The sequence below is a fragment of the Chryseobacterium sp. 7 genome, from assembly GCF_003663845.1.
GTDB lineage: Bacteria > Bacteroidota > Bacteroidia > Flavobacteriales > Weeksellaceae > Chryseobacterium.
In genome coordinates this window covers 3,604,179-3,621,111 of sequence record NZ_RCCA01000001.1, presented here as the reverse complement: position 1 = coordinate 3,621,111, position 16,933 = coordinate 3,604,179, and the positions used below count along the sequence as shown (strand labels likewise).

The 16,933-nt window shown below is 35.5% G+C and carries 19 protein-coding genes and 1 pseudogene; 10 read left to right on the top strand and 10 right to left on the bottom strand.

Going from position 1 to position 16,933, the window contains the following annotated elements; genetic code table 11:
* Positions 1-7: 7 nt before the first annotated feature.
* The 4 genes from CLU97_RS16575 to CLU97_RS16560 all read left to right on the top strand — a co-directional run bounded on the left by CLU97_RS16575 (position 8) and on the right by CLU97_RS16560 (position 2,132).
* Positions 8-922, top strand: a complete 915-nt coding sequence (locus CLU97_RS16575; protein WP_121488913.1) for a T9SS type A sorting domain-containing protein — start codon at positions 8-10, stop codon at positions 920-922.
* A 2-nt stretch (positions 923-924) separates the two neighbouring features.
* Complete coding sequence (locus CLU97_RS16570; protein WP_121488912.1) at positions 925-1,158, top strand: hypothetical protein; 234 nt, start codon at positions 925-927, stop codon at positions 1,156-1,158.
* A gap of 306 nt (positions 1,159-1,464) precedes the next feature.
* Entirely contained in the window at positions 1,465-1,659 is a 195-nt protein-coding gene (locus CLU97_RS16565) for a hypothetical protein (protein WP_121488911.1), read from the top strand.
* Between the two features lie 2 nt (positions 1,660-1,661).
* Positions 1,662-2,132 carry a M15 family metallopeptidase gene (locus CLU97_RS16560; RefSeq protein ID WP_121488910.1) on the top strand — a complete coding sequence of 157 codons (471 nt, stop codon included), beginning with the start codon at positions 1,662-1,664 and terminating at the stop codon, positions 2,130-2,132.
* Between the two features lie 25 nt (positions 2,133-2,157).
* On the opposite strand, the gene CLU97_RS16555 is transcribed toward CLU97_RS16560, so the two are convergent.
* Both CLU97_RS16555 and CLU97_RS16550 read right to left on the bottom strand, forming a co-directional pair.
* The gene (locus CLU97_RS16555) at positions 2,158-2,712 is read right to left on the bottom strand and encodes a hypothetical protein (RefSeq protein WP_121488909.1); all 555 of its coding nucleotides are present in this window, start codon (positions 2,710-2,712) and stop codon (positions 2,158-2,160) included.
* Positions 2,699-3,157 carry a Panacea domain-containing protein gene (locus CLU97_RS16550; protein ID WP_121488908.1) on the bottom strand — a complete coding sequence of 153 codons (459 nt, stop codon included), beginning with the start codon at positions 3,155-3,157 and terminating at the stop codon, positions 2,699-2,701. The genes CLU97_RS16555 and CLU97_RS16550 overlap by 14 nt, the downstream gene beginning before the upstream one ends.
* Positions 3,158-3,571: 414 nt before the next feature.
* On the opposite strand from CLU97_RS16550, the gene CLU97_RS16545 reads away from it, so the two are divergent.
* Positions 3,572-3,895 carry a hypothetical protein gene (locus CLU97_RS16545; RefSeq protein WP_121488907.1) on the top strand — a complete coding sequence of 108 codons (324 nt, stop codon included), beginning with the start codon at positions 3,572-3,574 and terminating at the stop codon, positions 3,893-3,895.
* Positions 3,896-3,996: 101 nt separating this feature from the next.
* A pseudogene (locus CLU97_RS16540) lies at positions 3,997-4,287 on the top strand (EamA family transporter); the annotation flags it as partial.
* Positions 4,288-4,337: 50 nt separating this feature from the next.
* On the opposite strand, the gene CLU97_RS16535 reads toward CLU97_RS16540, so the two are convergent.
* Together CLU97_RS16535 and CLU97_RS16530 are read right to left on the bottom strand one after the other, a co-directional pair.
* Positions 4,338-5,729 (bottom strand): ATP-binding protein, encoded by a 1,392-nt coding sequence (locus tag CLU97_RS16535; protein WP_121488906.1) that lies wholly within the window; start codon positions 5,727-5,729, stop codon positions 4,338-4,340.
* A 25-nt stretch (positions 5,730-5,754) separates the two neighbouring features.
* Positions 5,755-6,459, bottom strand: a complete 705-nt coding sequence (locus CLU97_RS16530; RefSeq protein WP_121488905.1) for a response regulator transcription factor — start codon at positions 6,457-6,459, stop codon at positions 5,755-5,757.
* A gap of 101 nt (positions 6,460-6,560) precedes the next feature.
* Between CLU97_RS16530 and CLU97_RS16525 the strand changes: the two genes are divergently transcribed.
* Positions 6,561-7,232: a YiiX/YebB-like N1pC/P60 family cysteine hydrolase gene (locus tag CLU97_RS16525; protein ID WP_121488904.1), complete on the top strand. Its 672-nt coding sequence runs from the start codon at positions 6,561-6,563 to the stop codon at positions 7,230-7,232.
* Between the two features lie 159 nt (positions 7,233-7,391).
* Entirely contained in the window at positions 7,392-7,703 is a 312-nt protein-coding gene (locus CLU97_RS16520; protein ID WP_121488903.1) for an NIL domain-containing protein, read from the top strand.
* 208 nt (positions 7,704-7,911) lie between these two features.
* Here the strand turns inward: CLU97_RS16520 and murA are convergent, their stop codons facing one another.
* Complete coding sequence (murA, locus tag CLU97_RS16515) at positions 7,912-9,219, bottom strand: UDP-N-acetylglucosamine 1-carboxyvinyltransferase (protein WP_121488902.1); 1,308 nt, start codon at positions 9,217-9,219, stop codon at positions 7,912-7,914.
* Complete coding sequence (locus CLU97_RS16510; RefSeq protein WP_121488901.1) at positions 9,219-9,884, bottom strand: DUF4290 domain-containing protein; 666 nt, start codon at positions 9,882-9,884, stop codon at positions 9,219-9,221. The genes murA and CLU97_RS16510 overlap by 1 nt, the downstream gene beginning before the upstream one ends.
* Positions 9,885-10,071: 187 nt before the next feature.
* On the opposite strand from CLU97_RS16510, the gene CLU97_RS16505 reads away from it, so the two are divergent.
* Positions 10,072-11,511 (top strand): alpha-amylase, encoded by a 1,440-nt coding sequence (locus CLU97_RS16505; RefSeq protein WP_121488900.1) that lies wholly within the window; start codon positions 10,072-10,074, stop codon positions 11,509-11,511.
* A gap of 207 nt (positions 11,512-11,718) precedes the next feature.
* Here CLU97_RS16505 and CLU97_RS16500 read toward each other — a convergent pair whose 3' ends face one another.
* Positions 11,719-12,129, bottom strand: coding sequence for a thiol-disulfide oxidoreductase DCC family protein (locus CLU97_RS16500; protein WP_121488899.1), 411 nt, complete (start codon positions 12,127-12,129; stop codon positions 11,719-11,721).
* Between the two features lie 4 nt (positions 12,130-12,133).
* Complete coding sequence (locus CLU97_RS16495) at positions 12,134-12,601, bottom strand: heme-binding domain-containing protein (protein WP_121488898.1); 468 nt, start codon at positions 12,599-12,601, stop codon at positions 12,134-12,136.
* Positions 12,602-13,051: 450 nt separating this feature from the next.
* Between CLU97_RS16495 and katG the strand changes: the two genes are divergently transcribed.
* The gene (katG, locus tag CLU97_RS16490) at positions 13,052-15,331 is read left to right on the top strand and encodes a catalase/peroxidase HPI (protein ID WP_121488897.1); all 2,280 of its coding nucleotides are present in this window, start codon (positions 13,052-13,054) and stop codon (positions 15,329-15,331) included.
* Between the two features lie 68 nt (positions 15,332-15,399).
* On the opposite strand, the gene CLU97_RS16485 is transcribed toward katG, so the two are convergent.
* On the bottom strand, positions 15,400-15,834 hold the full coding sequence (locus CLU97_RS16485; protein WP_121488896.1) for a transposase: 435 nt from the start codon (positions 15,832-15,834) through the stop codon (positions 15,400-15,402).
* Between the two features lie 238 nt (positions 15,835-16,072).
* Complete coding sequence (locus CLU97_RS16480) at positions 16,073-16,831, bottom strand: sterol desaturase family protein (RefSeq protein WP_228437754.1); 759 nt, start codon at positions 16,829-16,831, stop codon at positions 16,073-16,075.
* Positions 16,832-16,933 lie beyond the last annotated feature (102 nt).

The window sequence follows — 16,933 nt, the reverse complement described above, 5'->3', positions numbered from 1 at the left end:
TAACAAAATGAGAAATCTATTTTTAGGATTGATGCTATCCTTAATTAGCATTGCTGGTAATTCACAAAATCAACAAGCTTATGTAGCGCCTGGTGATTTGAGGACATTTCTTGATTACAATATTGGTGCAGATACATCTTTGCCAGCTTCAACCCCTTCGCTTGGAATTAAAGGTGATAAGTTTCAATGGGGAGCTTCCAACAAAGTAGATACTTCAACTGATTGGAATGTTTCAGCACCTGATAATGCCTTGAGTGATGCTACAAAAACAGCTAATGATCCGTGCCCTTCTGGATATAGGATCCCAACGGGTGCAGAATGGAAAGGTATAATTGCCAACAACTCTGTTCAATGGGTTGGAAACTTCTATGAGGACGGATACGATGTATATAATAGACATACAAGCGGTATTCTGATTAATAACTCTCTTTTCTTACCTGCAGCAGGAACTCAAAATGTGGGAGGAACAATGACTTCAAATAATGCTTCCGGAATGTATTGGAGTACTACATCTTTGGGCTATTTGAATTATGTATCTGCCTTGGTTTTCTACTGGTCAGGCGGGATACCTGGTTCTACAAAATCATTACAGGTAAATTCAATGTATAAGCCAAGAGGTGGTAATGTAAGATGTATTAAAGATGATTCAGTAAATAGACTGTATCTAAATCCTACCGAAACAGAGAGAGTTTCTAAAGGTTACATTTTATATCCAAATCCGGCAAAAAGTAGTTTTTCTTTAAAGCTAAAAAATAGTAGTAAGGTTGAAATATATGATATGCTAGGTAATACAATTCTGAGCAAGAGTTTAAACGAATCGGAGCCAGTTAATATTGAATCTATGAATAAAGGGGTTTACTATGTGAAGATTACTAACGAAGGTAATGTATACAAAGAAACTCTGCTAAAAAATGATAATTAAAAATGAAAAAGTTTATCGCAAAAAATTGGGCGTTAATCGGATGGGTACTATCTATTGCATTAGACCAGCAGTTTAAAATAGTAGAGAATTTAGTTCACAATGAAGATGCCGTAAAATTAATTTACGGAATAGGATCTGTCATTCTTGCTAAATTCTGGAATACAAATAATAATAGGTCCGTAACGTCAAGATTAGCGGAAGACGATGGAGCTGTAACACCCGGAAAAGGATTCTAAAATGATAAGATCTAGCGAAATACCATTAATACTATTGATGATCTTTACTTTGATATATTCAACAATAGGAGATCCAAATAATCAAATTTGGAGTGGATTATATTTTATAGCGAATTACTTAACGTTGCTATTACTTTTCTGGCAAAACAAGAGTAGTGTTGTGCGTAAAATAGGTATTTCGCTATCTATAAGTATTTTAATATACGTTGTATTAAAATTCTTTTTTGATTTTGAATATAGTAGAATGTACACCATAATACCTTTTTCAGTATGTATCGTAGGTATTATTTTAATTGAAAAAAGACAATGGCAGAAATCAAAGAAAAAGCAATGAACATGCTAACATATCTATTTACTGGTGCCGGTATTATAACAACTGAATCCGTTGAAAAATCTATCCTTTTTATCGGAGGGTGCATTTTACTTTTTCTTCAGATAAGGCTTCACTTGTTAAAGATCAAAAAAGAAGAAAAGGATATAAAAGAAAAAAATGATGATTAATAATGAAAACAACATCACAATATATTAAAAGATTCGGGTTCCCAAATGAGACAGGATCCGGCTATCTTGTAACCATTGATTTGCCATATCCAATGCGCATTGCTTGGGATGTCGAAAAATCAGTTAAAAAAATATCTTGCCATAAAGATATTGCTGAGCCATTAAAGGCGATTTTTAATGATCTTTTGGGATTTTACGGATATGAAAGATTAAAGGAGCTTGGAATCGATTTGTACGGTGGATGTTTTAATTTCCGCCAAAAGAGAGGAGGGGTATGTTATTCCGTGCACGCCTGGGGACTTGCTATTGACCTTGACCCAGCCAGGAACAAATTAAAAGAAACAGCCATAACGGCTAGATTTGCACGTCCGGAATATAAGCCTATGATTGATATATTCTATAAGCATGGTTTTGTAAGCCTTGGACGTGAAAAGAATTATGACTGGATGCACTTTGCTTGGGAAAAATTCTAAATAAAAATTGCCTCTAAGTGAGGCTTTAATTATCTTTTTTTTCCGATGTCTGCTTGTCTTCTATTTTGTTGGGGAATAAATTTTTTATTACTGTGAGGTAGAAAATTAGAATGGACGCTGTAAGTGTTCCACATACAAACATAAACTCAGCTTCTGTGATTTTAAATTGTAAGTGTATGGTCTTAAAAATAAGAGGTATCTTAAAATCTTTGAAGCCGTGTAAGAGTATAAAAAAAGCAATAAATACAGCCCATATGCTAGAGAACCAAAAGGCTTTTTTAGCATTTTCTTTTCTCAGTTTTCGTTCGTTTTTTTTATCCTTGAATTTTGAATGACTTTCTTTTAGTTGAGTTTTTTTCTTGAGTTTAAACTCTAAAACTTTTAATCTTAGTTCCTCGTGCTTAATAAAGTTACTAGAATCAGTGGAAGTATCTGTATCGACAATCAGTTCTCCAGAAGCTTCACTTATTTCCTCTTCTCCAGGTGCTTCATCTTCCGGATTAAATTCATTAAAAAATTCGGTTACTTCTTCTGAAGTTGGGTTTTCATGGTTGTTTGGCGTTGTATTATCTTCGCTCATCAATTAGTTTTTTGTAATGCTCTTTAATTATTTCGTTAGTAATAACTTTATGATACACTTTCGGGTCATAAGCTTCTTTCCACGGAGTATTATCCATATGTGTTTTAGTAGAAAGTTGTAGTCCAGTAAATCCTTTATAGGCGTTCCAGATAGTTTTTAAGAAAGTCCTGTCTTGGTTAGATAGTTTGTTTTCTGAATATAAATCAACAATTTCAATATCTACATTACCGTGGCCAAAACGCTTAGTGACATGGTATAACTCGGGTATTACAGGGCCATATTTCCAAGCCTGTACACTATTTTTTATCAAAGGCTTATCGTAAAAGCCAAGATACCAACCGTGCGCAATATAAGTAAGCTTAAGAAGCTTCATTGGCTCTAGGACCTCTCCGTCTTCTTTAGCTAACTTTAGAAATTGTTTTGCAACATCAAAGCAGTTATACATAGCATTTATTTTTTTTAAATATACAATTATTTACTCAAAAAGCAAAAAGTTTGCAAAAGTAGTGAATTAGTTCAAAAAAACAATATTTTAACTTTTATTACTTTTCAACAAATATCAAGCTAGGCAGCGACAAAACTTGACGTATTAAAACACTATAATCTATTATAATTAAAAACAAACAAATTTTAATAGTAAATGGTAAAATATTCTCACTAATTTGTGAAAAGTTTGCACAAGCAGCTAATTTAACATCAAACGGACTATATAACAATATTAATGTATAGTCCGTTTTTATTTTTAAATTCATTTTTTATCCTCGGAGAAATCCGGGGATTTTTTGTGGATAACTTTTTTAATGCGTCAAGTTCTGTCGCTTTACTTATTTTGCTTTGCCGGAAAGTTGTAAATTTAATTATGCAAATATCCGGAACAGTTTTAAAGATTTTTTTAGAAACAGAAAAGGATGGTTTAACAGAGAGAATCATTCGCATAAACTCTTTTGAAAAATCGCAGGTTCTAGATGTGTATTGTTACAACAAGCTTGCATTCAGAGCAGGATTCCTGAACGTAGGCGAACAGGTGACTTTTGAAATAGTTTTAAGGGGTATTTCAGTCGGAAAAAAGCAGGAAACACAGATAGTATTAAAAAAACCTATAAAACCGGATTTAATCCTTACAAAAGACCATCCTTTAGTAGGCATTGAGTGGATAAGGAAAGATTCCAGAACACCAAAGTAATAAAAATTAAAAATTGAAATTTCAAATAAATTTCAGATTATTTTATGTTTGTGTTTGTAAAAGTTTAATAATCAGTATTTTATATAATTATTTAATTTGCCATATGGGATGGCGCTGTTTTCAATCTTACTCCAACGATTTTCGTAAAAGGGCTTGGCGTGGCTATTCTTTCAAGTGCATTGCCCTTTTCATTGGAAATAATGGCTTTGAAAAGACTTCCGGCAAAAACGTTCAGTATTCTGATGAGTCTGGAACCTGCATTTGCAGCACTTTCCGGATTGGTTTTTCTTGCTGAGGAATTATCTTTTTTACAATGGATTTCTATTGCCTGTGTGATTGCGGCCAGTATTGGAACTACTGTTTTCAATAAAAAATCTCTTTCTCATGATTAGAGAAGCGAATCATTAAGTAAATGAAGGTTTTAAGAAGGTTAAGGTTCAAGTCAATTTGAATGAAGTTTCTGACCAATTAATTTATTTATCACAAATACTATTGTAAAAACAGTTTTATTATGTTCTGATTCAACGTTGATTTTTGCGTGATGGAGCAGAATGATTTTTTCGGTGAGAAATAATCCTATCCCGTGACCTTTTTCCTGTTTTGAAGTTTCGCTTCTGTAAAATGGCTCGAAGATATGCTTTAGATCCTCTTCACTGATAACATTTCCTGTATTCGTAAAATGTATTAAAAGAATTTTTGAATTAGCTTTTATATCTATCAAACAGGTATGTTCCGGTGAATATTTGCAGGCATTATCAATAAGATTATTAAAAGCAACCTGAAGAAGGTATTCATTGCCTTGAATAATAAGCTGATGTTCTTCTACTGAATCTTCTATGTTTAGCGAAACTTTATATCCTGGGTTTTCTTTTGTGATTTTAGTATAAGATTCCAGAAGAACTTCATCCAGACGCACTTCCGAAAAACTGATCTCATTGGGATCATAGCTCGCTTTGGCAAGATCCATCAAACTATTGGAAAGGGTTACCATATTTCGGGCATCTTCCAGTGCATATTGGATGGTTTCCTTGTATTCTTCTTTGGTTTTATCTTTTGCAGAAGCCAGTTCCAGCTCAGTAATAATGGCGGCCAGAGGAGTTCTTAATTCGTGGGAGATATTGGAAACAAAATGTTTTTGCGAATCAAAAGAATTTTCGAGTCTTTCCAGCATTCCATTGAAATTTTGGGCAAGCTCATTTAGTTCATCTTTTTCCTTTGTTGTTTTTAGGCGCAACTGAAGTTTTCCTGCTGTAATTTTTTTAATCTGAGTAACCATTTCACTGACTGGGCTCAATGCTTTCTTGGAAAGAAATATTCCGGCCAGATAAATCAAAATCAGAATAATGAAAAATGAAATAATACTGATGGTAAGAAGGTGAGTCAGATAATCATATCCGTATTGGTCATATGCCGCAGCCGTTACCGCGTAAGTTTTTCCTTCGAAATGATATACCATCCCGATTACCTGAAGATCATTGAGAAAGAAATCAATTCTCTTCTTCTGAAAAATCTCAGAAAGCATTTCCGGAGTTTCCTTTACATAATCTACTTTGGCATCATCGTGGTACACCAGCTTCTTATCTACATCATAAATCGCAACCTGAACTTCATTAAGAGTTCTGGTATTGTTTTTATAAAGTTTATGCATTTCCTGTTCGGGAAGTGAACTTCGGAAAAATAAATCAGCTTTGGCAATCGCTTCATTCTGAAGTTCGCTGTAAAAAGATTTCTCTCTGGCTTCCTTGGATGAATAATAGATCGAAACACTGTAAATGCCCAGCAGCATTGCAGTGATTAGAGTAAAAAGCAGCGTAAGTCTGGTTCTTATTTTCATCCGGATTTTTAGTTAATCGTAATAATTACTGTACAGTGCCTGATTCGTAGTCTTTTTTCAGAATAAATCCCATGCCGGCTTTGGTATGAATCAGTTTGGTTTCAAAATCTTTATCTATTTTCTTTCGGAGATAATTAATATAAACATCAATAAAATTGGTACCGGTATCAAAATGAGTTTCCCATACTTTCTCTGCAATTTCACTTCTGGAAAGAACCCTTTCAGCGTTTTCCAGCATGAATTTTAAAAGATTAAACTCTTTAGGCGTCAATTTTATCGGAGTATGATCGCGATTCACGGTTTTCTGTTCCAGATTCATTTCTATTCCTTCATATTTAAGAACTGAAATTTTTTGATGGATCTGTTGTGAAAAACGTTTCAGAAGCACTTTTATTCTGGCTACCAGTTCCCGCATTTCAAAAGGTTTGGTGAGATAATCATCCGCTCCGGCATCAAATCCTTCAAGTTTATCATCTGTAGTTCCCAATGCAGTAAGCATAATGACCGGAAGATCAGGTTTTAAGGTTTTGATTTCATGACAGAATTCCAGGCCGTCTTTTTTGGGTAATATAACATCCGTCACAACCAGATCAAAATGATTTTGTAGCGCCAGCTTCAGTCCTGTGATTCCGTCATATGCTACAGTGACTTCAAATTCAGCTTCCTGAAATCCTTTTGTAATCAGTTTAGAAAGTCTGTCATCGTCTTCAACTAATAAAATATGTGGCATAAGAGTTTGGGAAATGTTTGGGTTGGTGTGAAGAATAGATCAATATTCCCACAAATGTAATGAATTCTATTTTGTAATTTTGGCACCGAAAATAGAAAGGAATGTCTGAATATAAAATATTTTTTAGCAAAAAAATCAAAGAAATTATTGGTTTTGGGATTTTGTTATGTTTAATGATTTTGCTGGTTCAGTGTCATCATAATTCGGGTAAAATACAACTCAAAAATGGAGATCTCCTTTTTGTTACAGCCAAAGAATCCGGCCTTTCCGGAGCGATTAATAATGTAACTCAAAAACAAAAGGCAGCTTCTTTTGATCATATAGGAATTCTGGAAAAAGAGGGTAGGAAGATGTTTGTTCTGCACGCTGCTCCAAAAGGTGGTTCCCAGAAACAGGATTTGAAAGATTTTATTAAAGGCCAGAAGGAAGAAGGGCAGGAAGTGGTCATTTACCGTTTAAAGCCGGAATATCAGAAAGCAATTCCTGATGCTCTTACAAAGGCCAATTCGATGTTGGGAAAACCCTACAATTTCAACTATATTCTGGATGAAAGTTCTTATTACTGTTCAGATTTTGTGGAAAGAGCTTTTCGGGCAGAAAATATTTTCAAATTGGAACCCATGACATTTATTGATCCGAAAACAGGAAAAACAAACACTTTCTGGGAAGAATTTTACAACAAGAAAAACCTGAAAGTCCCTGAAGGTGAGCCAGGTTGCAATCCTAATGGACTTGCCGGTTCTGACAAACTGGAAAGAGTAGGAAATTTCTAAAATATTGAAAGAAGCTGAACAGGCTTCTTTTTTTATGTTAAATTTTTGAAAATATTAGTCTACTAATTTGGTGGACTAATATTTTTTTATATTTTTGTCACAGATTTACATGCAGAGCGCAAGATGATCTGACAATGTTTAACCAAAAAATGTTTAGCGATGATTACACCTAATCCCGGCCTGCAGGTTTTACAAAATAAAATAAACCTGCCTAAGAAAGAATTGTTATTGGAAATAGAGTTGAATGGCAAAATGAAATTTGAGCATTTAATGAATACCATCTACAATCAATTGGGCATCTGTCATAGAGTGTTGTCAGCTAATGTGGAGTATGTGAACGGATACAGTTTCGGTTCAGTACAGTTATATATTAATGTCAATTCAGAAGATTTTCAACAGCTTGAAGTCTATCTGAATAAAAATAAACTTATCAATACGACGGTAGAATATACCTGCAGAACATATTTTTAAGTGAGATTCATATAGTTTTAATTACTCAAAGTGTCCGGTTCCTTGTACCGGGCACTTTTTATTTTATACTAAAAGCAGATAATCGATTGGTACAAAATTCCCCTCCTCTGGAGGGGTGTCGAAAATTCAAAGAATTTTTGACGGGGTGGTTAAACAAAAAAGCGTTCAGAGTCTTCTGAACGCTTTTCTATCATTAAATAAAATATTTTTAGATTCTTTCGATGTCAGCACCAATTGCCTTCAGTCTTCCATCAATATTTTCATATCCTCTGTCAATCTGTTCGATATTGTGGATAATAGATTTTCCTTCTGCAGAAAGTGCTGCAATAAGAAGGGCATTTCCGGCTCTGATATCAGGGGAAACCATTGTTGTTCCTCTTAACGGAGCTTCCTGATTCAATCCGATTACTGTAGCTCTGTGCGGATCACATAAAATGATCTGAGCACCCATATCGATTAATTTATCTACAAAGAATAATCTGGATTCAAACATTTTCTGGTGAACAAGAATACTTCCTTTTGCCTGAGTAGCCACCACTAAAATGATCGATAATAAATCCGGTGTAAATCCTGGCCAAGGTGCATCAGAAATAGTAAGGATTGAACCATCAATAAATTTCTGAATTTTATAATGTTCCTGAGCAGGAATGTAGATATCATCACCACTTTGCTCAAGCTGAATTCCTAATTTTCTGAATGTATTCGGGATGACACCAAGCTGGTTCCAGTTTACATTTTTGATCGTGATTTCAGATTTTGTCATGGCTGCAAGACCAATCCAGGATCCGATTTCTACCATGTCCGGAAGCATTGTGTGCTCCGTTCCTCTAAGGTAATCAACTCCTTCAATCGTAAGAAGGTTAGATCCGATTCCTGAGATATTGGCTCCCATTCTATTCAGCATTTTGCATAATTGCTGAAGATAAGGTTCGCACGCTGCGTTGTAGATTCTTGTTTTTCCTTTTGCTAAAGCTGCTGCCATTACGATGTTAGCAGTTCCGGTTACAGAAGCTTCTTCCAGAAGAATGAATTTTCCTCTCAGTTCTTTAGCTTTTAAAGAATAGAAATATTCTTCTTCGTCATAATTGAATTCAGCACCTAATTCTACAAGTCCCTGAAAGTGGGTATCTAATCTTCTTCTTCCGATTTTGTCACCACCCGGAGTTGGCATATAAGCTTCTCCGTAACGGGCAAGCATCGGTCCCATCAGCATAATGGATCCACGCAGTTTTGCTCCGTCTTTTTTGAACTCGTTAGATTTAATATAATCAAAATTAACCTGATCTGCCTTGAAAGTATAATCTCCCTGTCCGTTTTTAGTAATTTTTACTCCAAAATCTCCAAGAATTTCAATCAGTCTGTTAACATCATGAATATCCGGAATGTTTTTTATTCTTACTTCTTCGTCCGTCAGAAGAACAGCACATAAAATTTGTAGAGCTTCGTTTTTGGCTCCTTGTGGAGTGATTTCACCATGCAGTCTCTTTCCTCCTCTTATTTGAAATGTTCCACTCATTATTTCCTGTTTTTATGATTGTTATTGTGCCTTCTCTTATTAGGCTGGTTATTTTTATTATTGTTGTTATTCCTGTTGTTGTTATTGTTGTTATTTCGGTTGTTGTTATTGCTGGTGTAATAGATTTTACTTTTCTCAAGAGAATCTATTCCTGTAAGATCCAACCTGTTTTCAGACAGTTCTTTCAGGTGGCGGAAAATTACATCATCCGTCACATGTTCTTTATTATAGACATTATAAGATTTCTTCATATTGTTGGCAATCACTTCGATAAGGGCTTCTTTTTCATCACCCTGTTCCAGTTCGATTGCTTTTTCTATCAATTGAAGAATACTTTTTCCGTAAAACTTAAAGTCACCCTGAAGTTTTGGATATTCCATTCTTTTAGGTTTTTCTGCTAATTGTTCCATAGTGGGGAACGGATAAGGAGAATCTACATCCAGATCATGATTAGCAAGAATATAAAGATGGTCCCAAAGTTTATGTTTATAATTTTCTTCGTCGCGAAGTTGTGGGTTTCTCTGACCCATAAAATCGATGATTGCCATAGCCATTTCGTTCCTTTCCTCTTTGGTAGGAAGTTCTTTGCAGCGCTCAACCAACTGTTGTATTATTCTGCCATATTCCGGCATATGAAGCTGAGTTTTTTGGGTATTGTATTCCATAGTATGCAAATATATGCATTAAAAGAAAAATGACTTCGAGAATCTTAAAAATTTATGATTTTTTAATGAAAAATCTAAATGCTTTTCTACTTTATTTATTGTGAAAAATTAAAATATTTCCCTGTCGTTTGAATTTGTTTTCAATAAAATTGTATATTGTTTAATAGAATGATAATTAATTATTACGATGAAAAAAACTAACTTTTTCCTTTCACTACTGGCTTTAGCATTAGTAAGCTCATGCCGTACAAGTGATGAATTGATGACAGAACCCTCCAAACAGGAAGAGGTTCACAACAAAACCGTGAATGTAACCCATCATGACGGCCGCCCTTTCAGTACCGGAAACGGATCCGGATCTCTGCAGGGTAAATTTGTATCCGGCCCGGGCGGAGGAGTGCTTATGCAAGGTTTCTATTGGGATGTTCCGGACGGAGGCAACTGGTGGAATACCGTTAAGGATAAGCTGACAGCCTGGTCTGATGCAGGAATTGGTGCTGTATGGTTACCACCGGCATCAAAAGCACAGAACGGAGCTTATTCTATGGGGTATGATCCTACAGATTATTATGATTTTGGAAATTTTAACCAGAATGGAAGCGTAGAGACCCGCTTCGGATCCAGAACCGAACTGGAAGCATTAATTACCAAAGCACATGCCGAAAATATGCAGGTATACGCTGATATTGTAATTAATCACAATAGTGGCGGACAATCTGAAGCCAATCCTTACACAGGTACCAATACCTGGACTAATTTTTCAGGAGTAGCATCAGGGAAATTTCCAAGAAGTTATAATGATTTTTATAAAAATTCCTACGGAAATAATGATGAAGGGGCCTTTGGCGGGTTTCCCGATTTGTGCCATGCCAACCCTTATGTACAGGACTGGCTGTGGGGAAGAGACGATTCTGTGGCAAAATATTATAAAAACGTCATGAAATTTGACGGCTGGAGATTCGACTATGTGAAAGGTTTCGGCCCATGGGTTGTTAATGCATGGAATTCTAATGTAGGAGGATTTTCTGTAGGAGAACTATGGGATTCTAACGTAAATACTCTGGAGTGGTGGGCAAACAATGCCAACAGTTCCGTATTTGATTTTGCCGCTTATTATAAAATGGATGAAGCTTTTGATAATGGAAACTTAAATGCTCTGAATGATGATATGATGTGGAAAAGAAATCCGTACAAAGCAGTAACCTTTGTGGCCAATCATGACACAGATGTGATTTACAACAAGATGCCTGCATATGCCTATATCTTAACCCATGAAGGTTATCCTACCATTTTCTACAGAGATTATGAAGAATGGTTAAATAAAGAGAAACTGAATAATCTGATATGGATTCATAATAATAAAGCTACCGGAACAACTTCCATTCTATATACCGATAATGACGAATACATCGCAAGACGTAACGGATATAATGGAAATCCCGGACTTGTTGTTTACATTAACACTTCCTCCAGTTGGCAGGAAAGATGGATAGAAACCAATTGGAGCAGCCAGCAGATCAAAGATTTTACTGGAAATTCAAACTGGTATCCAACTACTCAGGGAGACAAATGGGTGAAAATCCAGTGTCCGCCGAATTCTTATTCTGTATGGTCGCTTAATTTATAAGTAATGAGCAATGGGTAATAATTGATAATTGATAATTGATTAAGCTGGTAAGAGACTGTTCTTCAGTTTAATTTCCATTAATTAAACATTAAACAAAAACAACTATATGTCTTATTTGTCATTCCGTAGGAACCTGTCAAAAAATTAATATTGCAGGAAATTCTTACGGAATGGCATTTTTATAAGTTAAATGAATTGTCAGAATAATTACACCTGAATAAACTTTTTCTTCTGATGCTGATCCGGTAAATAACACTTCTGATTGGCCAGTTTCATCCTGTTTCTGGAAATAACATCATACATTTTGTCACTGAGGAATGCAGGAAAAATTTTCCCAACAAAAGAAAGTTTATAAACTCCTCCCAGTAAATTGGCAATTTCAAGTACAGCCTTAGATTTTATCTGATAATAACGTCCCGGTTTCCACAGATACATGGTATTGAAGACATTAGTTTCTAATCCTCTTTCGGATAAAAACTGCTGCCCAAAATCAGATTGAAGAGAAGCAAACATAAATTGGTCTTTTGTGTCCCGCTCCAAAATCCACTGCACCCAGAAATTGCAAACTCCGCAATCTCCGTCAAAAAATACAATATGTTTATTTTCCCAGTTTTCCATCGCTTTACTTATTAAACATGATTCCTCGCTCTGTGTCTTCTTTTACTTTTTTGAAATATTGAATAAGATCTGCACGCTGTTCATCAGACAGTTTGGCGTCCTGATGCCCTAAATAATAAGACTCAAGCGGCATTTCTTTTTTCTCAACCATTTCTATACATTCTTCCAGTTTATGAAGCTGTCTCTTAGGTTCATATACTGCAAAGGTAGAAAAATTAAGATGTTTTCTGCCTTCATCAATATGATTTTTTACCCACCACGAAGTAGGGGAGATATTGGCATACCAGGGATATTTTGTTTCATTGGAATGGCAGTCATAGCATGACGTTCTAAGAGTACGTGCAATTTTCTCCGGAGTGTTTTTAATCTTCATAAAATCCATACCTGGGGTAGGTGACGGATTCGTTTTATCAATCGGGAAAAACTGAATGATGATAAATGCAACAAGAAGGATAACAATTATTTTTTTCATAGCCGGTGTTTCATATTTGTATAATATAAAGGTAGTTAATTTATTTTTAGTGAGGATGATGGAATCTGGGTGATGGAAGCTGGAAGTTCTTTTAGAAATTCTTTAAATAGTATATTTTTTCAGAAATGATCAAGTTATTTTTCATAATGCTATTAAATTTCCCTCCTTCAACATCCGGCTTATTTCCTTCTCAAATTCTTACGTTGAGTAATTCTAAATTGCGTGGTATACTGCTGTTTTTATTGAAGTTAATCTGAAAAATGACTAACTTAATACCTCAATTTTATCCAATTTCTTATGCTGTTAAAAATATTTATTTATAGTTTTTAACTATCGTTGAAATAAAAATTAATAGATTGTATTTATCGATCAAACGTTGTAGGTTTGTCTTGTTATTACAACAGAGAATTTAAACTGTATTAATCAATATAAAAAATAAAATAAACGACAATGGAAAAAGATTTGAATGACATCAGTAAATGCCCGTTTCATAACGGAACAATGAAGAAGAATGTAGCAGGTGGCGGTACCCAGAATGCAGATTGGTGGCCAGATCAGCTTAGAGTAGATCTTCTGCGCCAGCATTCTTCCCTTTCTGATCCTATGGATAAAGATTTTGATTACGCAAAAGCATTTGAAAGCCTTGATCTGGAAGCTGTAAAAAGAGACCTTCATGCATTAATGACAGATTCACAGGATTGGTGGCCGGCAGATTTTGGTCATTATGGCCCTTTGTTTATCCGTATGGCGTGGCACAGCGCGGGAACATACCGTGTAGGTGACGGAAGAGGCGGAGCAGGAGCCGGGCAGCAGCGTTTTGCGCCATTGAACAGCTGGCCGGATAACGTAAGCCTTGATAAAGCAAGAAGATTATTGTGGCCAATCAAACAAAAATATGGCAGAAACATTTCATGGGCAGACCTTTTGATTCTTACCGGGAACATTGCCCTTGAATCTATGGGCTTCAAAACATTCGGATTTGCGGGAGGACGTGCAGACGTTTGGGAACCGGACTCCGATGTATATTGGGGATCAGAAAAAACATGGCTGGGAGGTGATTTACGTTATGCTCACGGTTCGGAAGGAGTACCGGAAGGACATTCAGCAGTACTCCCTACAGATGATAATGCAGATGGGGATATTCATTCAAGAAATCTTGAAAATCCATTGGCAGCCGTACAGATGGGGCTTATCTATGTAAATCCTGAAGGTCCGGACGGAAATCCGGATCCCATTGCTGCGGCTAAAGATATTCGTGATACTTTCGGTCGTATGGCGATGAATGATGAAGAAACCGTTGCCTTGATTGCCGGAGGACATACTTTCGGAAAAACCCATGGTGCAGGACCTGCCGATCATGTAGGCAAAGAGCCTGAAGGTGCGGGAATTGAACAACAGGGACTTGGATGGGCGAGTACATATAAATCAGGAAGCGGAAGAGATGCTATTTCCAGTGGTTTAGAAGTAACCTGGACAGAAACTCCGACTCAATGGAGTAATTATTTCTTTAAAAATCTTTTCGAAAATGAATGGGAATTAACAAAAAGCCCTGCCGGAGCTCACCAATGGGTAGCAAAAGACGGTGCAGATATTATCCCTGATGCATTCGATTCTTCTAAAAAGCATAAACCGACAATGCTTACAACAGATCTTTCGTTAAGACTGGATCCTGTTTACGAAAAAATTTCAAGACATTTTTATGAAAATCCTGATGCGTTTGCCGATGCTTTTTCAAGAGCTTGGTTTAAATTAACGCACAGAGATATGGGACCGCGTGCCCGTTATTTGGGACCGGATGTGCCTCAGGAAGAATTGATATGGCAGGATCCTATTCCAGAAGTGAACCATGAATTGGTTGACAATAATGACATAGAAACATTAAAATCAAAAGTTTTAAACTCAGGATTAAGCAATACTGAACTGATTTCTACAGCGTGGGCTTCTGCTTCTACTTTCAGAGGAAGTGATAAACGCGGTGGTGCCAACGGAGCCAGAATCAGGCTGGAACCTCAAAGAAACTGGCAAGTGAACAATCCTTCACAATTGAACAAAGTATTGGGAGTACTGGAAGGAATTCAAAAAGAATTCAACGATTCCCAGAGCGGAGGTAAAAAAATATCATTAGCAGACTTAATTGTATTAGCAGGGAATGCTGCGGTAGAAGTAGCGGCAAGAAATGCTGGTCAGGAAGTGCAAGTTCCTTTTGCACCAGGAAGAATGGATGCTTCTCAGGAGCAGACAGACGTAGAATCTATGGGATACCTGGAACCCGCTGCTGATGGATTCCGTAATTATCTGAAAAGAAAATACACGGTTTCTACAGAATCTTTACTGATTGATAAAGCGCAGTTGTTAACGCTTACTGCCCCTGAACTGACAGTATTGATAGGGGGAATGCGTGCTCTAGATACCAATTTTGACGGTTCTAAACATGGAGTATTCACAAGCCGCCCGGGAGCGCTTACGAATGATTTCTTTGTGAACCTTTTGGATATGGGAACGCAATGGAAAGCGATGTCTGATGATAAGGAATTATACATAGGAACTGACCGTTCAACTGGTCAGCCAAAATGGACAGCAACGCGTGCTGATCTTGTTTTCGGATCCAATTCTGAATTAAGAGCAATTGCTGAGGTTTACGGAAGTGCTGATGCGCAGAGTAAATTTGTAAATGACTTTGCAGCAGCATGGACAAAAGTGATGAATCTTGACAGGTTTGATCTGGTTTAATAAATAAAATGAAAAATGGAAAAGACAGCAGAGATGCTGTCTTTTTTGTTTACATTTAAAATGCAGTATCAATTAATATCATTATTAAGCATACCGTCTTTCGCAATCCATTTGTATAGAGTTGTTTTTGGAATGCGATATTCAACTATAATTTCAGTTTTTGTTTTTTTTTCACTTTTTATCAAGTCTAAAATAAAATCTATTAATTCTTTGGTGTATATATTTTTGCGAAATTGAGGAAGTCCTTCTTTTAAGGTCTGTTTTTTTACCGCGGTTTGAGGAGCATACAGAATTAAGTGCTGGCTATACAGCCTGAAAAAATCATATTCAAGTAACTTACTCCATTTTAAAAGTACATCAGTATCTATATTGTTATGATGATACATCTCTTCGATTTCTTTTTCATTTATTTTCATGAAAGAACATATCCGGTCTGAATTAATACCTAAATATTGAACCCTTTTTTTTATTAATTCACCGATATTAATATTTTTATATTCCATTACGACTTGATACGATAAAATGTAAATAGTTGTGTTTATATTTTGTCTCCGATGCAGGTTTTTTGATTAATTTTTGAGGGAAGGACCCTGCACCGAAGAAATAATAAAGATAGAATTGCATATCTGAGAAATGAGAATCTTTACCAGAATAGAATTGTGTTTTTAGAATCGTTTATCTAATTATTCTCTTATAGTTTCCATCCTTTTTTTATATTGAATACAATTTCTGTAGTTATATTCATTGAAATCTTTTGTTTTGAATTTCATTGTAAACGTTTTCATAGTTTTCATATTCTGTACCCAGCATTTTATCCCAAAATCTAAAATATAACCCATAGTTTCCTTTAAATTTAGAATGATGCAGATTATGATAAGTGGATGTGGTTATGATATTAAATAGAAAAGAATTTCTAAACCACTTTGGAGCAATTTCATAACCTAAATGCCCATATGCATTGATAATTAAAGACGAGACAAGAAATAGTAATAAACTTATCGGATGAAATGGGAGTAGAATTATGATTATGGGTACAATAAGAGCTTCTCCAATGGCCTCCAGGAAATGGAAAGAATAGGATGCAAATGGGGTTGGGTTTGTTGATTTATGGTGGGTTAGATGTGCATATTTAAAGATACTTTTTATATGAAGCAACCTGTGCAGCCAATAAAAATAAGTATCATGAATTACTAAACTTATTATAAAAGCTACCGGTATCCACCATAATGAATGTTGATGGATATCTGTATACCATTTGGTATATTTTACCAAATCAGTAGTAATAACAGTAACAATTATTAATGACATAATAAATGTAGAGAGTAGTGAATTGGCAATCTCTCTCCTGATATCACGACTATTTAAATTTTTATTTTGAATCTTAGACTCTTTTAACGCATTACTGAATATCTTATAGCAGATTATATAGAAGGCACCTGCTATAAAAAAGTATTCAAAAATAGAAGTTGAATATGCATTAATTATTTCCTTTGGATTCATATCTTATTTCATTGGTGAAAACGGAAAGAGCTGATACTCAATATAGCTCTTTCCGAAAAAATATAATAATAAATCTGAAAATGCTAATAGTTTACAGATTTA